General features: G+C 63.6%; 19 protein-coding genes and 1 tRNA gene. 16 read left to right on the forward strand and 4 right to left on the reverse strand.

Going from position 1 to position 25,552, the window contains the following annotated elements:
- The coding region (locus Q2941_RS33965; RefSeq protein WP_458195167.1) for an SDR family NAD(P)-dependent oxidoreductase at positions 1–694 on the reverse strand (694 nt) is incomplete at its 3' end.
- A 137-nt stretch (positions 695–831) separates the two neighbouring features.
- Here Q2941_RS33965 and Q2941_RS33970 point away from each other — a divergent pair.
- A complete protein-coding gene (locus Q2941_RS33970; protein WP_027520982.1) occupies positions 832–1,530 on the forward strand; it encodes a histidine phosphatase family protein in 699 nt (232 codons plus the stop codon).
- Between the two features lie 72 nt (positions 1,531–1,602).
- Entirely contained in the window at positions 1,603–2,370 is a 768-nt protein-coding gene (locus Q2941_RS33975) for an SDR family NAD(P)-dependent oxidoreductase (RefSeq protein ID WP_027520981.1), read from the forward strand.
- A 175-nt stretch (positions 2,371–2,545) separates the two neighbouring features.
- Here the strand turns inward: Q2941_RS33975 and Q2941_RS33980 are convergent, their stop codons facing one another.
- Positions 2,546–3,769 (reverse strand): serine hydrolase domain-containing protein, encoded by a 1,224-nt coding sequence (locus Q2941_RS33980; RefSeq protein WP_458195168.1) that lies wholly within the window; start codon positions 3,767–3,769, stop codon positions 2,546–2,548.
- A gap of 148 nt (positions 3,770–3,917) precedes the next feature.
- On the opposite strand from Q2941_RS33980, the gene Q2941_RS33985 reads away from it, so the two are divergent.
- Positions 3,918–3,993: transfer RNA gene (locus Q2941_RS33985), tRNA-Trp, on the forward strand.
- 55 nt (positions 3,994–4,048) lie between these two features.
- On the opposite strand, the gene Q2941_RS33990 is transcribed toward Q2941_RS33985, so the two are convergent.
- Entirely contained in the window at positions 4,049–4,435 is a 387-nt protein-coding gene (locus Q2941_RS33990; RefSeq protein ID WP_458195169.1) for a hypothetical protein, read from the reverse strand.
- Positions 4,436–4,780: 345 nt separating this feature from the next.
- On the opposite strand from Q2941_RS33990, the gene secE reads away from it, so the two are divergent.
- The 11 genes from secE to Q2941_RS34045 all read left to right on the forward strand — a co-directional run bounded on the left by secE (position 4,781) and on the right by Q2941_RS34045 (position 22,883).
- Positions 4,781–4,972, forward strand: coding sequence for a preprotein translocase subunit SecE (secE, locus tag Q2941_RS33995; RefSeq protein ID WP_027520978.1), 192 nt, complete (start codon positions 4,781–4,783; stop codon positions 4,970–4,972).
- Entirely contained in the window at positions 4,972–5,529 is a 558-nt protein-coding gene (gene nusG / locus Q2941_RS34000) for a transcription termination/antitermination protein NusG (RefSeq protein ID WP_027520977.1), read from the forward strand. The genes secE and nusG overlap by 1 nt, the downstream gene beginning before the upstream one ends.
- Before the next feature lie 133 nt (positions 5,530–5,662).
- Positions 5,663–6,091 carry a 50S ribosomal protein L11 gene (gene rplK, locus Q2941_RS34005; RefSeq protein WP_011088164.1) on the forward strand — a complete coding sequence of 143 codons (429 nt, stop codon included), beginning with the start codon at positions 5,663–5,665 and terminating at the stop codon, positions 6,089–6,091.
- Between the two features lie 6 nt (positions 6,092–6,097).
- Positions 6,098–6,790, forward strand: coding sequence for a 50S ribosomal protein L1 (gene rplA, locus Q2941_RS34010; RefSeq protein ID WP_027520976.1), 693 nt, complete (start codon positions 6,098–6,100; stop codon positions 6,788–6,790).
- Positions 6,791–6,881: 91 nt separating this feature from the next.
- The gene (locus tag Q2941_RS34015; protein WP_458195170.1) at positions 6,882–7,835 is read left to right on the forward strand and encodes a 2-hydroxyacid dehydrogenase; all 954 of its coding nucleotides are present in this window, start codon (positions 6,882–6,884) and stop codon (positions 7,833–7,835) included.
- Between the two features lie 582 nt (positions 7,836–8,417).
- Complete coding sequence (gene rplJ, locus Q2941_RS34020; RefSeq protein ID WP_027520974.1) at positions 8,418–8,936, forward strand: 50S ribosomal protein L10; 519 nt, start codon at positions 8,418–8,420, stop codon at positions 8,934–8,936.
- A gap of 54 nt (positions 8,937–8,990) precedes the next feature.
- Positions 8,991–9,368, forward strand: coding sequence for a 50S ribosomal protein L7/L12 (rplL, locus tag Q2941_RS34025; RefSeq protein WP_027520973.1), 378 nt, complete (start codon positions 8,991–8,993; stop codon positions 9,366–9,368).
- A gap of 492 nt (positions 9,369–9,860) precedes the next feature.
- Complete coding sequence (gene rpoB, locus Q2941_RS34030) at positions 9,861–13,979, forward strand: DNA-directed RNA polymerase subunit beta (protein WP_027520972.1); 4,119 nt, start codon at positions 9,861–9,863, stop codon at positions 13,977–13,979.
- 130 nt (positions 13,980–14,109) lie between these two features.
- The gene (gene rpoC / locus Q2941_RS34035; RefSeq protein WP_027520971.1) at positions 14,110–18,306 is read left to right on the forward strand and encodes a DNA-directed RNA polymerase subunit beta'; all 4,197 of its coding nucleotides are present in this window, start codon (positions 14,110–14,112) and stop codon (positions 18,304–18,306) included.
- 191 nt (positions 18,307–18,497) lie between these two features.
- Positions 18,498–20,552: an FAD-dependent oxidoreductase gene (locus Q2941_RS34040; protein ID WP_458195171.1), complete on the forward strand. Its 2,055-nt coding sequence runs from the start codon at positions 18,498–18,500 to the stop codon at positions 20,550–20,552.
- Positions 20,553–20,858: 306 nt separating this feature from the next.
- Positions 20,859–22,883: an ABC transporter ATP-binding protein gene (locus Q2941_RS34045; protein WP_254113122.1), complete on the forward strand. Its 2,025-nt coding sequence runs from the start codon at positions 20,859–20,861 to the stop codon at positions 22,881–22,883.
- On the opposite strand, the gene Q2941_RS34050 is transcribed toward Q2941_RS34045, so the two are convergent.
- The gene (locus Q2941_RS34050; RefSeq protein WP_458195172.1) at positions 22,811–24,049 is read right to left on the reverse strand and encodes an FAD-dependent monooxygenase; all 1,239 of its coding nucleotides are present in this window, start codon (positions 24,047–24,049) and stop codon (positions 22,811–22,813) included. The two genes, Q2941_RS34045 and Q2941_RS34050, sit on opposite strands and share 73 nt — an antisense overlap.
- A gap of 642 nt (positions 24,050–24,691) precedes the next feature.
- On the opposite strand from Q2941_RS34050, the gene rpsL reads away from it, so the two are divergent.
- Positions 24,692–25,063 (forward strand): 30S ribosomal protein S12, encoded by a 372-nt coding sequence (gene rpsL / locus Q2941_RS34055; RefSeq protein ID WP_007603006.1) that lies wholly within the window; start codon positions 24,692–24,694, stop codon positions 25,061–25,063.
- Between the two features lie 15 nt (positions 25,064–25,078).
- Positions 25,079–25,549, forward strand: a complete 471-nt coding sequence (gene rpsG / locus Q2941_RS34060) for a 30S ribosomal protein S7 (RefSeq protein ID WP_035709569.1) — start codon at positions 25,079–25,081, stop codon at positions 25,547–25,549.
- Positions 25,550–25,552 lie beyond the last annotated feature (3 nt).

The raw sequence follows: 25,552 nt of genomic DNA on the forward strand, positions 1-25,552 counted from the left end.
CCAGGAACAATCCCATTGCCGCGAGCTCGTGCGGCTGGCCGGGGCGCTTGAGCGGATTGAGCTGGCCGATCTTGTCGGCGGTGCCGCGCTCCTTGGCGCGATCGAAGATCGGCTTCGTCATGCCGGTTTCAATCAGCCCGGGGCACACCGCGTTGATGCGCACGCCGGTGCCGGAGAGCGAATAGGCTGTCGTCTGCACCAGGCTGATCACGCCAGCCTTGCTCGCGGCGTAGGGATGGCCGCTGGCACCAGCCTTGAGGCCCGCGACCGACGCCGTCAGCACGATCGCGCCGGATTGCTGCTGCACCATGTGCGGCATCGCGTACTTCACCGCGAGGAAGGGGCCGATCAGGTTGACGCGCAACACCTCCTGCCAATGCTCCACCGTCTGCTCGGCGAGCGGCACGAGCCCGCCGGAGACGCCGGCATTGGCCCAGATCACGTCGAGCCGGCCGTGCGTCTTCACCGCCTTGTCGATGACGGCCATGACGTCCTTCTCGGAACCCGCGTCAGCGATCATGGCCTCGGCGGTGCCGCCGGCGCGCTTGATCTCCTCGATTGTCTCCTTCACACCCTCGGTGCGATCGACCGCGATCAGTCTTGCGCCTTCTTTCGTGAACAGAAGCGATGCGGCGCGGCCGATGCCGCTGCCCGCGCCGGTGATGATGACGGATTTGCCTTGCAGGCGGCCCATGCGTTTCTCCCTGGTGGCTCTCGCGCGACGCTTGCCGCGCGACGGAATTTCAAACAGAATTTCAAACGGCAAAGTGTCTTGAGACACGTTCGCTACTCACGTACAGCGACATCAAACGGGATGGAAGGGTTTCGATGATGTCGAACCAGGACAAGCCAAAAGTCGTCACCACGCGGTGGTGGTGGGTCCGTCACGCGCCGGTGCGCAATGACGGCGGCAACATCTACGGTCAGAAGGATCTCGCCTGCGACACCAGCGACCTGGAGGTGTTCGAGGCGGTCGCAAAAATCCTGCCGCGAGATGCGGTCTGGTACTCGAGCAATCTGATGCGCACGCATCAGACGGCGGAGGCGATCTGGGCGGCCGGCTTTCCGAAGCCAGCCAGCATGACGTGGGAAGCGGATTTCGCCGAGCAGAATCTCGGCGAGTGGCAGGGCATGAATCGTGCTGCCTTCGTCGCGAGCCGCCCTGCGGGCAGTAGCTGGTTCGCCGACATCAACGAGCCCGCGCCAGGCGGCGAAAGTTTCATGGATCTTTACAACCGCACCTGCCGCACGATCGAACGGATCAATCGCGAGCAGGCGGGGCAGGACGTGATCGCGGTTACGCATGGCGGCACGATCAAGGCGGCGCTGGGGCTCGCGCTCGGCGGCGAGCCTGAGAAGGGACTCTCCTTCGACATCGATAATGTCTCGGTGACGCGGCTCGATCATTTCGCGACAGCAGAGCGCGTCGTCTGGCGCCTGCCGATGGTGAACCAGCAGCCGTGGATCGCGGACGACAGGCACAACGCGATGCATCAGCCCGCAGGGCCGGAAGTCAAGAAGCTCGCGTGAGCCGTCGCCGCTAGGCGCGGCCGCGGCTCGAGCTTGCGCTCAAATCAACGTCGTCAATTGTGGGAGAGAAACATGACCTTGTTCGACATGAAGGGAAAAGTCGCCGTCATCACGGGATCGACGCGCGGCATCGGGCTTGCGATCGCCGAGCGCATGGCCGAGCACGGGGCCAAGGTCGTGATCTCCTCGCGCAAGGCTGACGTCTGCGAGGAGGTGGCGAAGGGAATCAACGACAGGTTCAGCAAGGGCACCGCGGTCGCGATTGCCGCCAACATCTCCTCGAAGGAAAATCTGCAAAACCTCGTCGACGAGAGCAACCGCGCCTTCGGCAAGATCGACGTGCTGGTCTGCAACGCCGCTTCGAATCCGTATTACGGTCCGCTTGCCGGCATCTCCGATGATCAGTTCCGAAAAATCCTCGACAACAACATCGTCGCCAACAACTGGCTGATCTCGATGGTGGTGCCGCAGATGATCGAGCGCAAGGACGGCTCGGTCATCATCGTCTCCTCGATCGGCGGCCTCAAAGGCTCGACCATCCTCGGCGCCTACGCGATCTCCAAGGCCGCCGACATGCAGCTCGCGCGCAACCTCGCCTGCGAATACGGCAAGCACAACATCCGCGTGAACTGCATCGCGCCAGGCCTGATCAAGACCGATTTCGCGAAGGCGCTGTGGGACAATCCGGAGAACCTGAAGGCCTCGACCTCGCGCTCGCCGCTTTTGCGCATCGGCATCCCCGACGAGATCGCAGGCGCGGCGGTGTTCCTCGGCTCCAAGGCCGGCGACTTCATGACCGGCCAGACCATGGTCATCGACGGCGGCGCGACGATCAGTTGACGCGTTCGCGCGGGACAGGGCAAGCATACCGCCCCTACTCAGGCGTCATCGTCCGCGAAAGCGGACGATCCAGTACTCCGCGGCGGTGGTTGGGTAAACCAACTCCAGCCGCGGAGTACTGGATGCCCCGCCTTCGCGGGGCATGACAGCGGAGGGGCCGGATACAGCTCCCGCGTCACTCCACCGCCGCGTACACGAGATTCCGCACCAGCGTCCGCGTATAGTCGCGCTGTCCCGGGCCCTGGCTCATGAACACTGCGACCAAGTCCTCCTTCGGGTCGATCCAGAAGAAGGTGCCGGCGATGCCGCTCCAGAAGAACTGGCCGACGCTGCCGGGGAAGGGCGCGATGCCGGGCTCTCTGCGGACGGCGAAGCCGAGGCCGAAGCCGTGGCCAGGCGCGAGCAGCGTGCCGTTGATCTTCACGTTCGGGCCCAGGTGATCGGAGGCCATCAGCTCCAGCGTCTTGCGGCCGATGATGCGGGCACCATCGAGCGTGCCGCCATTGCGCAGCATCAGCGCCAAGCGGGCGTAGTCCATGGTGGTGGAGACCAGACCGCCGCCGCCGGACTCCATCACCGGAGCTTCCAGCATGTTGAAGAGGGCGATCTTGTCGCCGGTCCAGGGATCGGTGGGGAAGGGCTCGGCGAGGCGGGAGGCATTGGCCTCGCTGGTCGAGAAACCGGTCTCGGTCATCTGAAGGGGGGCGAGGACACGCTCGCTCAGGAAGGCGCCGAGTGACTTGCCGCTGACGACCTCGATGATGCGTCCAAGAAGGTCGGTCGAGCGGCTGTAATTGAATTCCGCGCCGGGCTGGCAGACCAGCGGGAAGCTCGCGACCAGGGCGGCGTGCTCGGCGTTGGTGATCTTGCGGCTGCGGACACGGGACTCCTGGTAGAGCTTGTGCACGGGGCCGTCGCCCTGGTGCTCGTAGGTGATGCCGGAGGTGTGGCGGAGCAGGTCCTGGACCGTGATCGGACGGTGGGCCGGAACCAGTTCGAGCTTGCCACCGCTGACGACGCCGACCTGTGGCTTGGCGAATTCGGGGATGTACTTGGCAATGGGATCGCTGAGCAGGACATGGCCGTCCTCGACCAGCGTCATGATGCCGACCGACACGATCGGCTTCGTCATCGAGAAGATGCGGAAGATCGAATCATGCGCCATCGGCACCGGAGCCGCCGGGCTCTGCCGGCCGAGCGCCTCGAACCAGCCGACCTGGCCGCGGCGGGCCACCAGCACGGTCACGCCGGGAACGGTTCCCTTGTCGATTTCGCGCTTGAAGGCATCCGACATCGCCTGGAGGCGGGAGCGCGACAGGCCCAGCGTTTCGGGTCTGGCCTCGGGCAAAGGCGGGGTCGGTGTCGCAATTTTCGGCTTCGAGGCGGTTTGAGCGCTCATTGTCACTCCCGGGTTGTTGTTCTGGTTCAGGATGAACTGTGGCCCGGAAGTCGCGGTGTGAACAAGCGCCTCGCCTGCGCTTCTCCCTTGCAAACCGGCCGCCCCCTGTGCTTGAAAGCGGCCCTGACCTGCGGCGACGCGGGTCTGTAGGAGTGTAGCTCAATTGGTAGAGCACCGGTCTCCAAAACCGGGGGTCGCAGGTTCGAGCCCTGCCACTCCTGCCAGCTAAGTCTGCCAGCCAAATCCAACAGAATCAGATGTGAAGCGGGGCAAGTCCAATCATTGCAAATTGGGCTTCTTGACCGTCGGCGTGCCCGAACCGCCGCCGCTGCCAGGATTGAGGTTGCCGGTGGAATCGTCGAACTGGCCGTTCGCGCTGAAGGTGACCGAGCCCCGTGAGGGACGCGGCGCGCCATGGGCGGGCGGGGCGGCGTAGGACGACGGGTAGCCATTGTATGTGCGGCCCGGCGCCAGTGTCGTGGTGTTCACACCGGTGGTGTGGATGCTGAGATTCGGCGACAGGCCGGCGGCATGGACAGCGGGCGCGGCCAGCGCGAGAAGGGCGGTCACGGCGGTAATCGCAGCGGCAATTGTCAGCGCGGTGGTGGCAATCAGGGTCGTCAACGCGGCAATGGGCTTCAGCAGGTCGCCTCCTAAAGGGTTCATGCCCACCCCTTGGTGTCGCCCTTGCGAGAGCCGGTTCGAAGCTCCGGCGGAGCTTCATCCCGGGCCGATAAGCCCTTGATCCTGATCGGCTCTCGTACGGCTGCCCGGGAATAGGGCCTGACGGGACGGGCTGCCCGCACCTTGACCTTTGGCCCCATCCGCAGTAGATACCCGCCACCTGCAGCCGGCCCGTTAGACGCGGATTTCCGGCGCGGCCTTGAAATCCCCGAACAATCGAGCCCGGTTTCCGGCTCATCCTTCAAGCGAAGAGGGTTGGGCAGACGGCGGCTGTTCGGATCCCTTTAAATCTTTTTCTCGTCTCACGTCGGACGTTGGACATCAACGATGGCAGTCAGCCCGTTCAAGTTCTTGCAGGAAGTGCGCTCGGAGACCGCGAAGGTCACCTGGCCGACCCGTCGCGAGACCACGATCACCACGATCATGGTGTTCGTCATGGTTGCCCTGGCGTCGATCTTCTTCTTCGCCGCCGACCAGATCATCCGTTACCTCGTCACCCTTCTTTTGGGCATTCACTGATGGCAACAGCCGCAGCAACTCAATCGTCCGACAAGCGCTGGTACATCGTCCACGCGTACTCGAACTTCGAGAAGAAAGTCGCCGAATCGATCCGCGAGCAGGCCAAACAGCGCAACCTCGAGGAACTCTTCGAGCAGGTGCTGGTGCCGACCGAGAAGGTCACGGAAGTGCGCCGCGGCCGCAAGATCGACGCCGAGCGCAAGTTCTTCCCGGGCTACGTGCTGGTGAAGATGAAGCTGACCGACGAGGCGTTTCATCTGATCAAGAACACCCCGAAGGTCACGGGCTTCCTGGGCGCGGAAAACAAGCCGATGCCGATCTCGGAAGCCGAGGCGATGCGCATCCTGCACCAGGTGCAGGAGGGCGTGGAGCGGCCGAAGGCGTCGGTGTCGTTTGAGATCGGCGAGAACGTGCGCGTGGCCGATGGCCCGTTCGCATCGTTCTCCGGTGTCGTCGAGGAAATCGACGAGGCGCGCTCGCGCGTGAAGGTCGCGGTGTCGATCTTCGGCCGCGCAACGCCGGTGGAACTGGAATTCGGTCAGGTCGAGAAGGTCTGACCGGGTACGCGTGAGGCCTTGGCCTCGCGCATTTGAGAGGCCGTGGGAGGAGAGTGGCGGTCGCCAGCCGCTAACGATCCCGACCACGAACCTGAAACCGCCAGCCTTCGGGCCGGCACAACAGGAGTGATACATGGCAAAGAAAGTGACCGGATACCTGAAGCTTCAGGTCCCGGCCGGTGCGGCGAATCCCTCGCCCCCGATCGGTCCCGCGCTTGGTCAGCGCGGTCTCAACATCATGGAGTTCTGCAAGGCGTTCAACGCCCAGACCCAGAAGGAAGAGAAGAACACCCCGATCCCGGTGATCATCACCATCTATGCGGACCGTTCCTTCACCTTCGAGATGAAGACGCCGCCGATGTCCTACTTCCTCAAGCAGGCTGCCAAGATCCAGTCTGGCTCGAAGGCGCCGGGCCGTGACAAGGCCGGCAAGGTGACCAAGGCGCAGGTGCGCGAGATCGCCGAGAAGAAGATGAAGGACCTGAATTGCGATACCATTGAATCGGCCATGAAGATGGTCGAGGGCTCCGCCCGTTCGATGGGTCTGGAAGTTGCGGGGTAACGGGCCATGGCAATCGGAAAGCGTTTGAGGAAGGCCCGCGAGGGCGTTGATCGCGAGAAGCTCTATCCGCTCGCGGACGCCATCAAGATGGTCAAGGAGCGCGCGAAGTCGAAGTTCGACGAGACGATCGAGATCGCGATCAATCTCGGCGTCGATCCCCGTCACGCCGACCAGATGGTCCGTGGCGTCGTGAACCTGCCGAACGGCACCGGCCGCACCCTGCGCGTCGGCGTGTTCGCGCGCGGCGCCAAGGCGGACGAAGCCAAGGCCGCGGGTGCCGACGTCGTCGGCGCCGAGGACCTGGTCGAGAAGGTGCAGAACGGCACCATCGACTTCGACCGTTGTATCGCGACCCCCGACATGATGCCGCTGGTCGGCCGTCTCGGTAAGGTGCTCGGCCCGCGCGGCCTGATGCCGAACCCGAAGATCGGCACCGTGACCATGGACGTCACCAGCGCCGTCAAGGGCGCCAAGGGCGGTTCGGTCGAGTTCCGCGTTGAGAAGGCCGGCATCGTGCAGGCCGGCGTCGGCAAGGCCTCGTTCTCCGAGGAGAAACTGGTCGAGAACGTCAAGGCGCTCGCGGATGCGGTCTCCAAGGCGAAGCCGGCAGGCTCCAAGGGCACCTACATCCAGCGCGTCGCGGTGTCCTCGACCATGGGCCCGGGCGTGAAGGTCGAGCCGGGCACGATCCTCGGCTAAGGCAATAGATCAACAGATGCGGACAGGGGCGGAATTGGGCAACCGATTCCGCCCCTTCCGTTTGTGAGGTCGTTCACGGGAAACAATAACAATGGCGGACAAGGTCCTGATCTACTCGCGCTTCCCGAAGACGATGATGGCGCGCTTCGCCGAGCGGTTTGAATTGCTCGACACCGCCGGCAAGCCGGCGCAGGAGGTGTTTTCAAGCGACAAGTTAGGTGACGTCCGCGCGCTGCTCACGGGCGGCGGCACACCACTCGGCGCAGGCGCAATGGATCTCTTCCCGAAGCTCGGGGCAATCGTCTGCTACGGCACCGGCTATGACGGCGTCGACCTGAAGACTGCCGCTGCGCGCAACATCGCGGTCGGCCATAGCCCGGGAGCCAATGCGGCCTCGGTCGCCGATATCGCGATGACCTTGATGCTCGCCGCCACCCGCCGGATCCTGGTTGCGGATCAATACGTCCGCAGCGGCGATTGGGCCGCGTCAAAACCTTCGCCGATGATGCGGCCGCAGGCGGGCATGCCCGGCCGCCGCATCGGCGTCTACGGCATGGGCGAGATCGGCCGCAAGATCGCCGCGCGCTGTGCGGCGTTCGAGAGCGAGGTCGGTTATTTCAGCCGCTCGCGCCACGACGTGCCCTATCAATATTTCCCCACGCTGGAGGCGCTCGCCGACTGGTGCAGCGTGCTCATGGTTGCGGTCCGCGCCGGCGCCGAGACCCATCACGCCGTCAACGCCGACATCCTCAAGCGGTTGGGCGAGGATGGATATGTCGTCAATATCTCGCGCGGCTCGGTGATCGACGAGAAGGCCCTCGTTGCAGCGCTGACCGACAAGGCGATCGCCGGCGCCGGCCTCGACGTCTATGCGACGGAGCCGCACGCGCCGGATGCGCTGACCGCGCTGCCCAACGTGGTCCTCGCCCCGCATATCGGCGGCCACACCCTGGAATCGCACGTCGCGATGCAGGACTGCGTGCTTGCGAACCTGACCGCGTTCTTTGCAGGGCGGCCGCTGCCTTATGCAGTCAAAACGTCCTGAGTCAGCCCTTTCGCCGTCGCGTCAAGGTTCCCGGGCAATCAATTGGAACTGGTGTGAATTTTGCTCTTGGCAAGGCCGTCAAGAGCGGTTAAAGAACCGCCTCCGGACGTGCTGGCCGTAGCGGGCGCGTCCGTGCACGCATTCCGAAAACCCGGCACGATAGGAGATCATTCCTTCTCAGGACGTCCGCGAGGATTTGCCCGAAAAGGAAAGAGACCTCATCACGTTGGTGGAATGCGGGCAGAGGTCAACCGGCATGCCGGCGGGCCTTGTCCTGTCCAAGACTGCAGGCGCCCGCGGGAAATCCCGATTTCCCAACGGCTTAATCGCATGGCCTGCATAGACGGGTGAAGACCGGATTTCACTTCGCAGCCACCCCTTGGGCGGCTCGGAATGGGTTTGGTTCGGACCTCGACACCCCGTGGGCCTCACAAGGGTTCCGGGAGGGCAGGCTTTGAATTGTCGTCTTGCCCGGCGTGTCCGAAGGGTTTTGACCCAGAGGTTCAGGTTTGGGTGGGACGATGGGTGCAACCCGGCGGTCCCGCCTTTCGCGCGACGACCGCCAACCGGAGAGAGCTTGCTGTGGAACGAGCGGCAAAAAAGGAAGCGGTCGAACAGCTCAATGAGGTCTTCAAGACCACGAGCGTCGCGGTCGTTGCTCAATATTCCGGCCTCACTGTCGCCCAGATGCAGAAGCTGCGCATGCAGATGAAGCAGGCTGGCGCCTCGGTGAAGGTCTCGAAGAACCGTCTCGCCAAAATTGCTCTTGAAGGCACTGACGTCGTTGCCATCGGCCCCATGCTGAAGGGGCCGACCGTGATCGCGACTTCGAACGATCCGGTAGCGGCGCCGAAGGTCGCCATCGACTTCGCCAAGGCGAACGAAAAGTTCGTCATCATCGGCGGCTCGATGGGCAAGACCGTCCTGAATGTCGACGGCGTGAAGGCGCTTGCCTCGCTGCCGTCGCTTGACGAACTGCGCGGCAAGATCGTCGGCCTCATCGTGGCTCCGGCGACCAAGCTCGCCCAGCTCGCGAATGCGCCGGCGGGCAAGCTCGCACGCGTCATTCAGGCTCATGCCTCAAAGGGCGAAGCGGCCTGACGCCCTTCGCAAAACTCAAACCCGAACCAGACTTACACTTAAGGAAACAGAACAATGGCTGACTTGCAGAAGATCGTTGACGACCTCTCGAGCCTCACCGTGCTCGAAGCCGCTGAGCTCGCCAAGCTCCTCGAAGAGAAGTGGGGCGTGTCCGCCGCTGCCGCCGTCGCGGTGGCCGGCCCGGCTGCCGGTGGCGCTGCCGCCGCTCCGGCCGAAGAGAAGACCGAGTTCACGGTCGTTCTCGCTGCTTCCGGCGACAAGAAGATCGAGGTCATCAAGGAAGTCCGCGCCATCACCGGCCTGGGCCTGAAGGAGGCGAAGGACCTCGTCGAGGGCGCGCCGAAGCCGGTCAAGGAAGGCGTGAACAAGGAAGAAGCCGACAAGATCAAGGCCCAGCTCGAAAAGGCGGGCGCGAAGGTCGAGCTCAAGTAAGCGCAGCTTGCTGGAGCGGGATCCCGGGCGAGCCCGGGATCTTGGCCCGCGAGGCCGATGGCCGGTTCCGGTCACGGCAGGCGGGTCGAATGCAAAAGGCGTGCGACGGGACATCCCGACGCAGGCCGAACACGAAAAAGTGTGGGGATTTGAGGGCTTACCCCTCGAATCTCCACTATTGTCGCCCCATATCGGGTCGACAGCACGAAAGCACGGTAGGCGTGGAAGGCGGAGTTTCCCGCAAGCCGTTGGGAGAGCAGGCTATTTCGGGCTTTTGCAGTCCGTGAAGACAATCGTTGTGACGGGCGGGTGCGCCTTTGCGCCCCGCGCGTCGTTTTGCGTTTTGAAGATCTGAAGAACAGTTCAGGACTTTGGCGGTCCGAGATTGGGTTTCCGATCCTCAAAACGGGTTCGAAAAATTCAACCCGGGGAGCGGTGGCAGCCGTGTCCCGGAAGGCGCGCCCAGAGCGGGCGCCGAAATGAGAGGCCACGATGGCGCAGCAGACATTCACCGGTCGCAAACGCGTTCGCAAGTTTTTCGGACACATCAAGGAAGTCGCCGAGATGCCGAACCTCATCGAGGTTCAGAAGGCGTCCTATGACCAGTTCCTGATGGTCGACGAACCCACGGGCGGGCGGCCGGATGAGGGCTTGCAGGCGGTGTTCCGCTCGGTGTTCCCGATCTCGGACTTCTCCGGCACCTCGATGCTCGAATTCGTTCGCTACGAGTTCGAGCCGCCGAAATACGACGTCGACGAGTGCCGCCAGCGCGGCATGACCTTCGCTGCGCCCCTCAAGGTGACGCTGCGCCTCATCGTGTTCGATATCGACGAGGAAACCGGTGCGAAGTCGGTCAAGGACATCAAGGAGCAGGACGTCTACATGGGCGACATCCCGCTCATGACGATGAACGGCACCTTCATCGTCAACGGCACTGAGCGCGTCATCGTCTCCCAGATGCACCGTTCGCCCGGCGTGTTCTTCGACCACGACAAGGGCAAGACCCACTCCTCGGGCAAGCTGCTGTTCGCCGCTCGCGTGATCCCGTATCGCGGCTCCTGGCTCGACATCGAGTTCGACGCCAAGGACATCGTCTATGCGCGTATCGATCGTCGCCGCAAGATTCCGGTGACGTCGCTGATGTTCGCGCTCGGACTCGACGGCGAGGAGATCCTCAACACCTTCTACAAGCGCATCCTCTACAAGCGGACCAAGGAAGGCTGGCGCGTTCCGTTCGACGCCAACCGTTTCCGCGGCTATTCCACGACCTCGGACCTGATCGACGCCGACACCGGCAAGGTCGTGCTCGAGGCGGGCAAGAAGCTCACCGTGCGCGCCGCCCGCCAGCTCCAGGAGAAGGGGCTGAAGGCGCTGCGCATGGCCGATGAGGAGCTGGTCGGCAACTACGTCGCCGAGGACCTCGTCAATCCGAAGACCGGCGAGATCCATGCGGAGGCCGGTGAGGAAATCACCGACAAGCTGATGAAGGCCCTCAACGAGCACGGCTACAAGGAGCTGCCGCTGCTCGACATCGACCACGTCAATGTCGGCGCCTACATCCGCAACACGCTCTCGGCCGACAAGAACATGACGCGCGAGGACGCGCTGTTCGACATCTACCGCGTGATGCGTCCGGGCGAGCCGCCGACGCTGGAATCGGCGCAGGCCATGTTCCAGTCGCTGTTCTTCGACGCCGAGCGTTACGACCTCTCGGCGGTCGGCCGCGTCAAGATGAACATGCGCCTCGACCTCGATGCGCCCGACACCCAGCGCACGCTGCGCAAGGAAGACATCCTCTCCGTCATCAAGACGCTGGTGGACCTGCGCGACGGCAAGGGCGAGATCGACGACATCGACCACCTCGGCAATCGCCGTGTGCGCTCGGTCGGCGAGCTCATGGAGAACCAGTACCGCATCGGTCTGCTCCGCATGGAGCGTGCGATCAAGGAGCGCATGTCCTCGGTCGACATCGACACGGTCATGCCGCAGGACCTGATTAACGCCAAGCCGGCGGCCGCCGCCGTGCGCGAGTTCTTCGGCTCCTCGCAGCTCTCGCAGTTCATGGACCAGACCAACCCGCTGTCGGAGATCACCCACAAGCGCCGTCTCTCGGCGCTTGGACCGGGCGGTCTGACCCGCGAGCGCGCCGGCTTCGAGGTGCGCGACGTGCATCCGACGCATTACGGCCGCATCTGCCCGATCGAGACGCCGGAAGGTCCGAACATCGGCCTGATCAACTCGCTCGCGACCTTCGCGCGCGTGAACAAGTACGGCTTCGTCGAGACGCCTTATCGCAAGGTGAAGGACGGCCGTGTCACCGACGAGGTGGTATACCTCTCGGCGATGGAGGAGGGTCGCTACACCGTCGCGCAGGCCAACGTGCCGCTCGACGCCAAGGGCCGCTTCACCGAGGACCTCGTGGTCTGCCGTCACGCCGGCGAAGTTCTGCCGGTGACGCCGGACAAGGTCGACTACATGGACGTGTCGCCGAAGCAGCTCGTTTCGGTCGCCGCTGCCCTGATCCCGTTCCTCGAGAACGACGACGCCAACCGCGCGCTGATGGGCTCGAACATGCAGCGCCAGGCGGTGCCGCTGGTTCGTGCCGAGGCGCCGTTCGTCGGCACCGGCATGGAAGGCGTGGTTGCGCGTGACTCGGGTGCTGCGATCGCGGCGCGCCGCTCGGGCGTGATTGACCAGATCGACGCGACCCGCGTCGTCATCCGCGCGACGGAAGATCTCGATCCGACCAAGTCGGGCGTCGATATCTACCGTCTGATGAAGTACCAGCGCTCCAACCAGTCGACCTGCATCAACCAGCGTCCGCTGGTGAAGGTCGGCGACATCGTCAAGAAGGGCGACATCATCGCCGACGGTCCGTCGACCGATCTCGGCGAGCTCGCGCTGGGCCGCAACGTGCTGGTCGCGTTCATGCCGTGGAACGGCTACAACTTCGAAGACTCGATCCTGCTCTCCGAGCGGATCGTGAAGGACGACGTCTTCACCTCGATCCACATCGAGGAGTTCGAGGTGATGGCCCGCGACACCAAGCTCGGACCTGAGGAAATCACCCGCGACATTCCGAACGTCTCGGAAGAAGCGCTGAAGAACCTCGACGAAGCCGGTATCGTCTACATCGGCGCGGAAGTGCGCGCCGGCGACATCCTGGTCGGCAAGATCACTCCGAAGGGCGAGAGCCCGATGACGCCGGAAGAAAAGCTTCTGCGCGCCATCTTCGGCGAGAAGGCCTCCGACGTTCGCGATACCTCGCTCCGCGTGCCCCCTGGCGTGCAGGGCACGATCGTGGAAGTGCGCGTGTTCAACCGCCACGGCGTCGACAAGGACGAGCGTGCGCTGGCGATCGAGCGGGAAGAGATCGAGCGTCTCGCCAAGGACCGTGACGACGAGCAGGCGATCCTCGACCGCAACGTCTACAGCCGTCTCGCCGACCTTCTCGAAGGACGGCAGGGCATCGCGGGCCCCAAGGGCTTCAAGAAGGACACCAAGATCACCCGTGCGGTGCTCGAGGAGTATCCGAAGTCGCAGTGGTGGCTGTTCGCCTCGCCCAACGACAAGCTGATGGCCGAGATCGAGGCCATGCGGAAGCAGTACGACGAGTCGAAGAAGGGGCTTGAACAGCGCTTCCTCGACAAGGTCGAGAAGCTGCAGCGCGGCGACGAGCTGCCGCCCGGCGTGATGAAGATGGTCAAGGTCTTCGTCGCGGTGAAGCGCAAGATCCAGCCCGGCGACAAGATGGCCGGCCGCCACGGCAACAAGGGCGTGGTGTCGAAGATCGTGCCGATCGAGGACATGCCGTTCCTCGAGGACGGCACCCATGCCGACATCGTGCTCAATCCGCTCGGCGTGCCCTCGCGCATGAACGTCGGGCAGATCCTCGAGACGCATCTCGGCTGGGCTTGCGCCGGCCTCGGCAAGCGCATTGGCCAGACGGTCGATGCCTATCTGTCGAAGCAGGACATGAAGCCGCTGAAGGAGACGCTGAAGAAGATCTACGGCGAGGACGAGACGATCAAGACGCTCAACGACAATGAGCTGATCGAACTCGGCCGCAACCTGAGCCACGGCGTGCCGATCGCGACGCCGGTGTTCGACGGTGCCAAGGAAGCCGACATCGAGGAGATGCTTAAGCTCGCCGGTCTGGACGCTTCGGGCCAGTCGACCGTCTATGACGGCCGTACCGGCGATCCCTTCGATCGCAAGGTGACGGTGGGCTACATTTACATGCTCAAGCTGCACCACCTCGTCGACGACAAGATCCACGCGCGTTCGATCGGTCCGTACTCGCTCGTCACCCAGCAGCCGCTGGGCGGCAAGGCGCAGTTCGGCGGCCAGCGTTTCGGCGAAATGGAGGTTTGGGCGCTCGAAGCTTACGGCGCGGCCTACACGCTCCAGGAAATGCTGACCGTGAAATCGGACGACGTCGCCGGCCGCACCAAGGTGTACGAGGCGATCGTGCGCGGCGACGACACGTTCGAGGCCGGTATTCCGGAGTCCTTCAACGTCCTGGTCAAGGAAATGCGCTCGCTCGGCCTCAACGTCGACCTGCACAATTCCAAGATGGGACCGGCGCCGACCTCCGAGGCGGCCGAGTAACGCGACTCTTCATGCCCGGCCGAAAAGGCCGGGCATCGGCGTCTTGTCCCGCGCGGTGAGGGCAGGGCGCTCCGCGAATTGAGATTTTCGAATTTGCTGCCGGCCTCGACCGGCACGCGAGGAGAAGACGATGAACCAAGAGATTATGAATCTTTTTAACCCGACGACGCCGGCTCAGGTCTTCGACCAGATCCGGATCTCGATCGCGTCTCCAGAGAAGATTCTGTCCTGGTCCTACGGCGAGATCAAGAAGCCGGAGACCATCAACTACCGGACCTTCAAGCCCGAGCGCGACGGCCTGTTCTGCGCGCGCATCTTCGGGCCGATCAAGGATTACGAGTGCTTGTGCGGCAAGTACAAGCGCATGAAGTACAAGGGCATCATCTGCGAGAAGTGCTCGGTCGAGGTCACGCTGTCGCGCGTCCGGCGCGAGCGCATGGGCCACATCGAGCTCGCCGCGCCCGTCGCCCACATCTGGTTCCTGAAGTCGCTGCCCTCGCGCATCGGCCTCCTGCTCGACATGACGCTGAAGGATCTCGAGCGGATCCTCTACTTCGAATATTACGTCGTGCTGGAACCCGGCCTCACCGCCCTGAAGGACCGTCAGCTGCTGTCGGAAGACGAGTATCTGAAGGCGCAGGACGAGTACGGCCAGGACTCCTTCACCGCCATGATCGGCGCCGAGGCGATCCGCGAGCTGCTCAAGGGGATGGAGCTCGAGAAGCTCGAGGTCAGCTTGCGTGCCGAGATGGCCGAGACCGACTCCGACATCAAGCACAAGAAGCTCGCCAAGCGCCTGAAGATCGTCGAAGCGTTCCGTCACTCCGGCAACAAGCCGGAATGGATGATCCTCACGGTCGTTCCGGTGATCCCACCGGACCTGCGCCCGCTGGTGCCGCTCGACGGCGGCCGCTTCGCGACCTCGGACCTCAACGACCTCTACCGCCGCGTCATCAACCGCAACAACCGCCTGAAGCGGCTGATGGAGCTGCGCGCGCCTGACATCATCATCCGCAACGAAAAGCGCATGCTTCAGGAGGCCGTCGACGCGCTGTTCGACAACGGCCGCCGCGGCCGCGTCATCACCGGCGCCAACAAGCGTCCGCTGAAGTCGCTCGCCGACATGCTCAAGGGCAAGCAGGGCCGCTTCCGCCAGAACCTGCTCGGCAAGCGCGTCGACTATTCGGGCCGTTCGGTGATCGTGGTCGGTCCCGAGCTGCGCCTGCATCAGTGCGGTCTGCCGAAGAAGATGGCGCTCGAGCTGTTCAAGCCGTTCATCTATTCGCGGCTTGACGCCAAGGGCCTGTCCACCACCGTCAAGCAGGCGAAGAAGCTGGTCGAGAAGGAGCGGCCCGAGGTCTGGGACATCCTGGACGAGGTGATCCGCGAGCATCCGGTGCTGCTCAACCGCGCGCCGACGCTGCACCGCCTCGGCATTCAGGCGTTCGAGCCCGTGCTGATCGAGGGTAAGGCGATCCAGCTCCACCCGCTGGTCTGCGCCGCGTTCAACGCCGACTTCGACGGCGACCAGATGGCCGTGCACGTTCCGCTGTCGCTGGAAGCGCAGCTCGAAGCGCGCGTCCTGATGATGTCGACCAACAACATCCTGCATCCGGCGAACGGCCAGCCGATCATCGTGCCGTCGCAGGATATCGTGCTCGGTCTCTATTACCTCTCGATCCTGCGCGAAGGCATGCCCGGCGAGGGCAAGGTGTTCGGCGAGATGGCCGAGCTCGAGCACGCGCTGCATTCGAAGGTCATCCACCTCCACACCAAGATCAAGTACCGGTGGGAAGGCATCGGCGAGGACGGCAAGCCGGCCCGCCGCTGGATCGAGACCACGCCCGGCCGCATCATGCTCGGCAACGTGCTGCCGAAGAGCTCGAAGATCTCGTACGACATCATCAACAAGCTGATGACCAAGCGCGAGATCTCCGGCGTCATCGACCAGGTCTATCGCCACTGCGGCCAGAAGGAGACGGTGATCTTCTGCGACCGCATCATGGCGCTCGGCTTCTACAACGCGTTCAAGGCCGGCATCTCGTTCGGCAAGGACGACATGGTCGTGCCGCACGGCAAGTGGAAGATCGTCGACACCACCCGTACGCTGGCGAAGGATTTCGAGCAGCAGTACAATGACGGTCTGATCACCCATGGCGAGAAGTATAACAAGGTCGTCGATGCCTGGTCGAAGGCGACCGAAGAAATCGCCAAGGCGATGATGAAGGAGATCTCCGCGACCAAGAAGACGGCCAGCGGAGCGGATGCCGACATCAACTCGATCTACATGATGGCCCACTCCGGCGCGCGTGGTTCGCCGGCCCAGATGCGCCAGCTCGCCGGCATGCGCGGCCTGATGGCCAAGCCGTCGGGCGAGATCATCGAGACGCCGATCATCTCGAACTTCAAGGAAGGCCTCTCGGTGCTCGAGTACTTCAACTCGACCCACGGCGCCCGCAAGGGCCTCGCGGACACCGCGTTGAAGACCGCGAACTCCGGCTACCTGACCCGCCGTCTGGTCGACGTCGCGCAGGACTGCATCATCACGCAGGACGACTGCGGCACCAAGCTCGGCATCAAGATGCGCGCCATCGTCGACGCCGGCACGGTGGTGGCTTCGCTCGGCTCGCGCATCCTGGGCCGCGTGGCCTGCGAAGACGTGCGTGACGGCTCGGGCAAGGTGATCATCAAGCGCGGTACGCTGATGGAAGAGAGCCATCTGGATGCCATCCAGCAGGGTGGTGTGCAGGAGGTGAAGATCCGCTCGGCATTGACCTGCGAACTCGTCAACGGCATCTGCGGCAAGTGCTACGGCCGCGACCTCGCCCGCGGCACGCCGGTCAACCACGGTGAAGCGGTCGGCGTCATCGCGGCGCAGTCGATCGGTGAGCCGGGCACCCAGCTTACCATGCGCACCTTCCACATCGGTGGTGCGGCGCAGCTCAACGAGCAGTCGTTCGTCGAATCCAACTTCGACGGCAAGATCGTGATCAGGAACAAGGCCATCGCCCGCAACAGCGAAGGTCACCTGATCGCAATGGTCCGCAACATGGTGGTGGCGATCGTCGATGCCGACGGCACCGAGCGTGCGACGCACCGTATTCAGTACGGCTCGCGTCTGCACGTCGACGAGGGCGACAACGTCAAGCGCGGCCAGCGCATCGTCGAGTGGGATCCCTACACCCGTCCGCTCCTCACCGAGGTGGAAGGCACCATCGGCTTCGAGGATCTGGTCGAGGGTCAGTCGATCTCGGAAACGCTGGACGAGGCCACCGGTATCGCCAAGCGTGTGGTCATCGACTGGCGCTCGACGCGCGGCGGTTCGGACCTGCGTCCGGCCATCGTGATCAAGGGCAAGGACGGCAAGGTGCTCAAGCTCGCCCGTGGCGGCGATGCCCGCTACATGCTGTCGGTCGACGCCATTCTCTCGGTCGATATCGGAGCCAAGGTTGCGCCGGGCGACATCCTCGCCCGTGTCTCGACCGAAAGTGCCAAGACGCGTGACATCACCGGCGGTCTGCCGCGGGTGGCGGAACTGTTCGAGGCACGGCGTCCGAAGGATGCGGCGATCATCGCCGAAATCGCGGGCACCATTCGGTTCGGTCGCGACTACAAAAACAAGCGTCGCATCTCGATCGAGCCGATGGACAAGACCGACGAGCCGCGCGAGTACCTGATCCCGAAGGGCAAGCACATCCACCTTCAGGACGGTGACGTCGTCGAAAAGGGCGACTTCATCGTGGAAGGCAACCCGGCGCCGCACGACATCCTGGCGGTCAAGGGCATCGAGGAGCTCGCGGCCTATCTGGTCAACGAGATCCAGGAGGTCTACCGGCTCCAGGGCGTGCTCATCAACGACAAGCACATCGAGGTGATTGTCCGTCAGATGCTCCAGAAGGTGGAAGTCACCGATCAGGGCGAGACCGACATGATCTCCGGCGAGCAGGTCGACAAGATCGAGTTCGACGCGCTCAACGAGAAGGCCAAGGAAGAGGGCAAGAAGCCCGCCACGGGAACGCCTGTTCTGCTCGGCATCACCAAGGCGAGCCTCCAGACCCGCTCGTTCTTCTCGGCGGCCTCGTTCCAGGAGACCACCCGCGTCCTCACGGAGGCGGCGGTCAACGGCAAGGTCGACCCGCTCGAGGGTCTCAAGGAGAACGTCATCGTCGGCCGGCTGATCCCGGCGGGCACCGGCGCCTCCATGGCCAAGATCCGCGAAGTCGCCATGAAGCGCGACAAGCTGATCCTCGACGAGCGCGAGAAGCAGACCTCGGTCGTCTCGCCGGCGCCGGAAGCGGAGCCGGTGGCGCTGCCCCCTGCGGAATGATGGTTCATCCGTACGATTACTGGTGACAATGAAAAGGCCGGCTTTTGCCGGCCTTTTTGCTGCTTTGTTTCCTTGCTGCGGTGCAGGGACGACGTTTGTTCATCTTTCCTTCAGCCAAAAAAGCGCTTCTGTTAAGAGAGCTTAGACCGGTGGTCCCGACACGGGGGGCGGCCGGAGACCACGGAACTGACATGCTTGACCTCGCAATCGTAGGCGGCGGCCCCGGCGGGCTGATGAGCGCCTGGTATCTGAAGCGCAAACTCGGCGATCTCTGCCGCATCACCATCTATGAGGCCTCCGATCGGCTCGGCGGCAAGATCGTCACGCGCAAATTCGATTCGGCGCCTGCGATGTACGAGGCGGGCGTTGCCGAGATCTACGATTACTCGATGACCGGCCCGGATCCATTGCGGGAACTGATCCAGCATTTCGGGCTTCAGACCATTCCGATGGACGCCGAGCAGGTCCAGTTCGGCGGCGAACTCCTGAACGACGTGACCGGCATGCGCCGCAAGTACGGCGCCAAGACCGCGGCCGCAATCGAGGCGTTCCGCGAGCGCTGCGCAGAGGCGATGTCGCCGATCGAGTATTACGAAGGCGTCGGCGCGCACGACAACGAGAACCCCTGGGCCTACAAGACCGCCGAACAGGTACTCGACGAGGAGGTCGAGGACGAAACGGCAAAACGCTTCTTCAAGGTGATGGCGCGCTCCGACATCGCGACCGAGAGCCACAACACCAACGGCCTCAACGCACTCAAGAATTACCTGATGGATATCGACGGCTATATCGGCCTCTATTCCATCCAGAACGGCAACGAGCAGCTCGTCGAGTGTCTCCAGTCGGAGGTCAACGCCGACATCCAGCTCAATCATCGCGTGCTCGCCGTCGGCAAGGCGCCGACCGGGCGCTACCAACTCAAGATGATGAACGGCAAGGGGCCGGAGACGCGCGACTTCGACCTCGTGCTGGTCTGCCTGCCGCATTCCTGGCTCGCCACGCTCGGCTGGGAAGGCGAGCAGCTCCGCAAGTCGATGGTCAAGCACGTCTCCTATTTCGACCGTCCCGCGCATTACCTGCGCGTCTCGATCCTGTTCGATACCCCGTTCTGGGGCGACAAGATCCCCGGCGCCTGGTTCATGTCCGAAGCCTTCGGCGGCTGCTGCGTCTACAATGAGGGCGCCCGCCACGACGTCGGCAAGCACGGCGTGTTGAACTGGCTCATTCCGGGCTCCGATGCGCTGGCCTTTGCCAATCTCTCCGATCAGGAGTTGATCGACGCCGCGCTGAAATCGCTGCCGGCTGCGCTCGGCGATGCGCGTGCGCATTTCATGGAGGGCAAGATCCACCGCTGGCTGTCTTCGGTGAACGCGTTGCCGGGCGGTTTGCCCGTGCGCGACGTCATGACCAATCACCGGCCGGAACCGAAGGAGCATCCCGGCATCGTCGTGGTCGGCGACTATCTGTTCGATTCGACGCTGAACGGTCTGCTCGACTCCTCGGACGCTGCGACCGACATCATCCTGACCGAGATGATGCGCCTGCGCCGCGCGCGCAGCCAGAGCGAGACACCGCTGTCCGACAAGATCGACCGCGACTATTTCGACAATTATCGCGGTCAGGGCCCCTATGGCGAAGCGTGGCGCCAGTTCACCGACCCAGACTATCTGACGAAGCTCATCGGCATCGTCTGGGGCAAGGCGAAGGGCGCCAAGCTGCTGGTGGCCGGCTCTGCCAGCGGCGAACTCGTCGGCGCGCTGCGCGAGCGCGGGATCGACGCCTTCGGCATCGAGAACAACCGCACCATCCACGCCAGGACGCCGAAGGCGCTCAAGAAGTACAACAAGCTCGGATCGATCGCGGACCTGCCGTTCAAGGACGGCGCGTTCGATTTCGTGTTCGAGACCAGCCTCTGCCACGTCTCCGAGAAGCAGGTCGTCCGCGCGATCAGGGAATTGAACCGCGTGGTCAAGACGGGCCTCGTGTTCGGCTCGATCACCTCCGACATGGCGCCTGGCCTGATCGACCGCTACGACCTCCTGCGCGGGGTCAAGAAGCTCGGTACCTGGTGGGAATGGTCGGAATTGTTCTTCGGCAACGGGTTCGACCTGTCGATGCATCGCAACGACTGCACCGATGCGCTGTGGGCGACGACGCTCGCCGCCAACAAGGGGCCGGGGCAGTGGTACGCTGACGCCGACAGCTTGCGCTATTCCTTCTTCGACAAGGTCGAGGACGACGACTAGTCTTGTTGTGTTACAGGCCCCTCATGGTGAGGAGCGCGGAACGCGCATCTCCGGACGATGCTGCGCATCGCCGGGCGAACCATGAAGGCCCGTATCTCGCCCGTAACCATCCTTCGAGACGCCCGCTGCGCGGGCTCCTCCGGATGAGGGAGGGAGTGCTTGTGACGCGGAAGAACCAGGACAGACGAATTCGCCAATTGTTTTGCCGAATTCATTCTGATCGCATAGAATCGACGGCATAGCGGGTCCCCGCTATTCCCCTCGATTTTTCTGCGGTCATGCCGGCCGTCAGCATCGGTTGGTTTCATGGCGCAAAGGCCTCTCTCGTCGGACAAACCCAAGCTCGCGACCGCCGGTGACGTGGGTGAGCTGAAGGACAAGCTCGCGCCTGCCGGCAAGTCGGACGCGGCTGTCGATGAAGACGACGAGGAGGGCGAGGACGAACTGCTCGACCTCGACGATGACGATGAGGACGAGGATCTCGTTGTCTTTACCGCGCGCGAAGCCGCCGGCGCGCTCGCGACCATCTTGGGCTTCGTCAAGCCCTACCTCTCCAACTACAAGCGGATCCTGGCCTTCGTGTCGTTCGGCGTCCTGATCGAGACGCTGTTCAACGTCATCATGCCGCTCAGCCTGAAATTCCTGATCGACGACGCGCTCGGCGAGGAGGATTTTCAGGCGCTCTACAAAATCCTCGGCGTGCTCGCGGTCGCCGGCATCTTCACCTCGATCGTCGCGGTCTGGTACGAGCGCTGGGACGCGCGGCTCGCGGCCTGCATCATCTCCGACGTGCGCAAGCGGCTGTTCGAGCATGTGCAGGACCTGCCGGCCGCCTATTTCGGCCGCACCAAGCGCGGCGAGATCCTGTCGCGCTTCTCCGTCGACCTCTCGGCCTTCGAAGGCTCGGTCAAGACATTCGTCAACAGCGCCGCACTGCCGTTCATGGAGCTGATCGCCGGCATCATCCTGTTGCTGTTCCTGAACTGGCAGCTCGCCGTGGTTGCGCTCCTGGTGTTTCCGATCACGCTGATCGGGCCGCGCATCCTCACCCCGAAGGCGGTGCAGGCGAATTACGAGCAGAAGCTCAACGAAAGCGGGCTGCTCGGCATGGTGCAGGAGAACGTGGCGGCGCAGGCCGTGATCAAGGCGTTCAGCCTCCAGCGCAAGATGTTCGGCTTCTTCGCCTTCCGCAACGACGAGACCCGCAACCGGATCGCCTCGGCCGCATTCCTCTCGACCATGGTGGAACGAACGGTCACGATCTCGGTCCTGCTGCTGCACCTCGTGGTGCTCGCAATCGGCGCCTATCTTGCGACCAAGGGGCAGATCACCATCGGCACCTTCGTCACCTTCGAGAGCGCGTTCTGGGAGGTCTCCTACAACATCGCCCATGTGATGCACTTCATTCCGGTGTCGATCTCCTCGGCCGCCGCCGTGCGCCATATCCAGGAACTGCTGGATGAGCCGACGCGGGGCGCCGATCGTCCCGGCGCGCCGGATCTGCCGCGCATTACCAACGACATCACCTTCGATCATGTCACCTTCCAGTACGAAGGCAGCCAGACGCCGGTGCTGGACAATCTCAGCCTCAAGCTCAAGGTCGGCAAGAGCATCGCGATCGTCGGGCCCAGCGGCTCGGGCAAGAGCACGCTGCTCAATCTGATCCTGCGCCTCTACGTGCCCGACGAAGGCCGCGTCACCATCGACGGCGTCGATGTGCGGAAAGTGACGCTGGATTCGCTGCGCCGGAGCATGGCGGTGGTGTTCCAGGAGAACATGCTGTTCAACATGTCGATCCGCGAGAACATCCGGCTCGGCAAGGAGGGCGCGACCGACGAGGAGGTGGCCGAGGCTGCGAAGAAGGCCGAGATCCACCGCTACATCATGAGCCTGCCGCAGAAATACGACACGCCGGTCGGCGAGCGCGGCGATACGCTGTCGGGCGGCCAGCGCCAGCGCCTCGCGATCGCGCGCGCGATCATCCGCAATCCATCCGTGCTGCTCTTGGACGAAGCGACCTCGGCGCTCGACCAGACGACCGAGGCTGCGATCAACCGCACGCTGCTGAAGGTCGCCAAGGGCCGCACCATGATCTGGTCGACTCACCGTCTGACCTCGGTCGTCGAGATGGACGAGATCATCGTGATTTCAGGCGGCCGCGCCATCGAGCGCGGCTCGCACGCCGAGTTGCTCGCCAGGAACGGCACCTATCGCAAGCTGTGGGACGACCAGATCCACCAGCCGCATGGCGGCGCGGCTCAGGTCGATGACGACGACAGCGACGACGATGATGATGACGAGGACGACGAGGAGGATGGCGACGAGGAGTGACCGAGGAAGTTCGGCTCGAGGTCAATCAGTCGCGTTGCCCGCCGGACCGCACCTTGGGCAAACCAGGCCACGAAGCGCGCCCAGCGCTGCGCCGTCCAGTAGGGGCTCGTTGCGAGCGACACTTCACGGAAGTCGAATGCCTTGGCCGCCGACCAGGCATCGCAGGCCCGCTTGATCGGGTCGTCGTAGAAGGCGGCTATCTTGTCCTCATCCATGCCCTCGGTCGCAAGCCAGGCCGGGATGTGCACCCCGCAGAGCCGTTCGACGTCGGTGAACACCTTGTCGGCGCCGGTGCCAGCGACGGGGCAGGAGGTCGCGAAGGCATCGCCAACCAGCACGATGCCGGCCTGGCGGCAGGCCCGGTGCACATAAAGATCAACGGGACGAATCCTGATCTCGCTTGCGATGTCGAAAGTGCCGGTGATGCGCGACAGGCGCGGCAGGGCGGCGTTCAGGGTCGCGATCGGCGCTTGCCGCAGATCGCGCAGCCAGGGATCGTCGAAGGCGCGGTACACGAACAGGTTTGCCCTCATCCGCGTGCCGATCGGAAACAGTGAGATGTAGGGGACGCGGTCGCTCGGCCGCTCGGAGAAATACGTCATCGCCGGAAAATCGAACGAGGTGCGCCCGACCGGCACGATGTCGAATCCGACCGAGATCGAATGGCAGGCGCTGACGATCTCGCGTTCGATGCCGAGCTGGTGGCGCAGGCCGACGTTCAAGCCATTGGCGAGGACGACGAGGCGGGCGGAGACGACCTCGTCATTGGAGAGCGTGATCCTGTGCCGGTCGGGGCTCGTCGCGATCGACAGCGCCTTGGCGCAGACCTGCTCGATCGTTTCGGGGATTTCCGCGCGGATCGCGTTGACGAAGGACTCGTAGCGGAAGCCGAACTGCCGGCTCGGCGCCTTGTCGAGCAGGTGGCCGAATCGCGCGATCCAGTTCTCACCGCAAAACGTGGCACGGCGCAGCACTGATTCTGCGATTCCGGTCCGCCAGAATCGCTCGAGCTGGGCGTCACCGCTGATTTTCTCGACCCGGAAGTCGGGCGGATACTCGGTGTGGGGGTCGATGAGGACGGCCTGGACGCCGGCGCGACCCAGCATTGCGGCGGCGGCGGAGCCGGCCATCCCCCCGCCGATGATCGCAATATCGATATACCGCATCGGTATTTCTCCGCTCCGGTGCGGCACCCTGCCGCACGAACAGGAAAGAAAACCTTAGCGGGCGCCATAAAAGTATATTTTGCCCGGGTATAAATTAGCTTTGGGGCTGGCGGAACGAGGTGCGGGAACCTAATCAGCGAAGCGGCGAGGGCGCCGAACGAGCTAATTCTTTAAGCGCGAGAAGCCCTTCGCTTGCTGTGGTTTCGCCTTGACTCAGGTGATTCCCACTTATAGAAAGCGCGTCACTTAACGACAGGCGGTGAGCATCGCCAACGTCGGAACGGGCCACCCGCCTGATCCTTTTGGGATCATAAAGCGGGCACCAACCTCGACGAATGCCGCTCAAACGCTGTCGATCATAGCTAGGCAATGCCAGTGCGATTTTAGTTCTCTAGAGCTCGTTCTCTTGAGATCAAACTCGGATGCATGACCTCGGTACGCGGCCTTCGGCTCAACGCTGATCGGTCCTAAGACTGCGGTCCTCTGTGGCGTCGAAGCGCTTTCCGCTCGGTAATGGAGCGGTTGGCGCAATTTCGCTTTGCGCGGGTTCTTCCGCGCCAGGCGGCCCCATCGGGCGGGTAGTCCGGAAGAAGAATTTGCGGGCCCGAAAGGGACCGCGGCAGAACAAAGGGTAAGGCCAGGATGCCGACGATCAACCAGCTGATCGCTCAACCGCGTGAAGTGCAGAAGTCGCGCAAGAAGGTGCCGGCGCTGCAGCAGTCGCCGCAGAAGCGTGGGGTTTGCACCCGCGTCTACACGACGACCCCGAAGAAGCCGAACTCGGCGCTTCGTAAGGTTGCCAAGGTGCGCCTGACCAATGGCTTCGAGGTGATCGGCTACATCCCCGGCGAGGGCCATAACCTCCAGGAGCACTCGGTGGTCATGATCCGCGGCGGCCGCGTCAAGGACTTGCCCGGCGTGCGCTACCACATCCTCCGCGGCGTGCTGGATACCCAGGGCGTCAAGAACCGTAAGCAGCGTCGTTCGAAGTACGGCGCCAAGCGTCCGAAGTAAGCGGGAACCTCGTCCATGTCTCGTCGCCACTCTGCTGAAAAGCGCGAAGTCCTTCCCGATCCGAAGTTCGGGAACATCATCGTCACCAAGTTCATGAACTCGGTGATGTACGCCGGCAAGAAGTCGGTCGCGGAAGGCATCGTCTACGGTGCGTTCGGCATCATCGAAACCAAGACCAAGCAGAACCCGCTCGGCGTGTTCGAGCAGGCGCTCGAGAACGTGATGCCGACGATCGAGGTGCGCTCCCGCCGCGTCGGCGGCGCGACCTATCAGGTCCCGGTCGAGGTCCGCTCGACCCGCCGGCAGGCACTGGGCATTCGCTGGCTGATCGCCGCTGCCCGCGAGCGCAACGAGAAGACGATGACCGAGCGGCTCTCGGCGGAGCTCTTGGACGCATCGAATAACCGGGGGAACGCCGTCAAGAAGCGCGAAGACGTGCACCGGATGGCCGAAGCCAACCGCGCCTTCTCGCATTATCGCTGGTAACGG

This window comes from Bradyrhizobium sp. UFLA05-153, assembly GCF_054185185.1.

Coding starts and splice junctions, on each gene's coding strand:
- Q2941_RS33970 (WP_027520982.1), top strand. CDS start 832: ATGTCGAACCAGGACAAGCCAAAAGTCGTCACCACGCGGTGGTGGTGG.
- Q2941_RS33975 (WP_027520981.1), top strand. CDS start 1,603: ATGACCTTGTTCGACATGAAGGGAAAAGTCGCCGTCATCACGGGATCG.
- Q2941_RS33980 (WP_458195168.1), bottom strand. CDS start 3,769: ATGAGCGCTCAAACCGCCTCGAAGCCGAAAATTGCGACACCGACCCCG.
- Q2941_RS33990 (WP_458195169.1), bottom strand. CDS start 4,435: ATGAACCCTTTAGGAGGCGACCTGCTGAAGCCCATTGCCGCGTTGACG.
- secE (WP_027520978.1), top strand. CDS start 4,781: ATGGCAGTCAGCCCGTTCAAGTTCTTGCAGGAAGTGCGCTCGGAGACC.
- nusG (WP_027520977.1), top strand. CDS start 4,972: ATGGCAACAGCCGCAGCAACTCAATCGTCCGACAAGCGCTGGTACATC.
- rplK (WP_011088164.1), top strand. CDS start 5,663: ATGGCAAAGAAAGTGACCGGATACCTGAAGCTTCAGGTCCCGGCCGGT.
- rplA (WP_027520976.1), top strand. CDS start 6,098: ATGGCAATCGGAAAGCGTTTGAGGAAGGCCCGCGAGGGCGTTGATCGC.
- Q2941_RS34015 (WP_458195170.1), top strand. CDS start 6,882: ATGGCGGACAAGGTCCTGATCTACTCGCGCTTCCCGAAGACGATGATG.
- rplL (WP_027520973.1), top strand. CDS start 8,991: ATGGCTGACTTGCAGAAGATCGTTGACGACCTCTCGAGCCTCACCGTG.
- rpoB (WP_027520972.1), top strand. CDS start 9,861: ATGGCGCAGCAGACATTCACCGGTCGCAAACGCGTTCGCAAGTTTTTC.
- rpoC (WP_027520971.1), top strand. CDS start 14,110: ATGAACCAAGAGATTATGAATCTTTTTAACCCGACGACGCCGGCTCAG.
- Q2941_RS34040 (WP_458195171.1), top strand. CDS start 18,498: ATGCTTGACCTCGCAATCGTAGGCGGCGGCCCCGGCGGGCTGATGAGC.
- Q2941_RS34045 (WP_254113122.1), top strand. CDS start 20,859: ATGGCGCAAAGGCCTCTCTCGTCGGACAAACCCAAGCTCGCGACCGCC.
- Q2941_RS34050 (WP_458195172.1), bottom strand. CDS start 24,049: ATGCGGTATATCGATATTGCGATCATCGGCGGGGGGATGGCCGGCTCC.
- rpsL (WP_007603006.1), top strand. CDS start 24,692: ATGCCGACGATCAACCAGCTGATCGCTCAACCGCGTGAAGTGCAGAAG.
- rpsG (WP_035709569.1), top strand. CDS start 25,079: ATGTCTCGTCGCCACTCTGCTGAAAAGCGCGAAGTCCTTCCCGATCCG.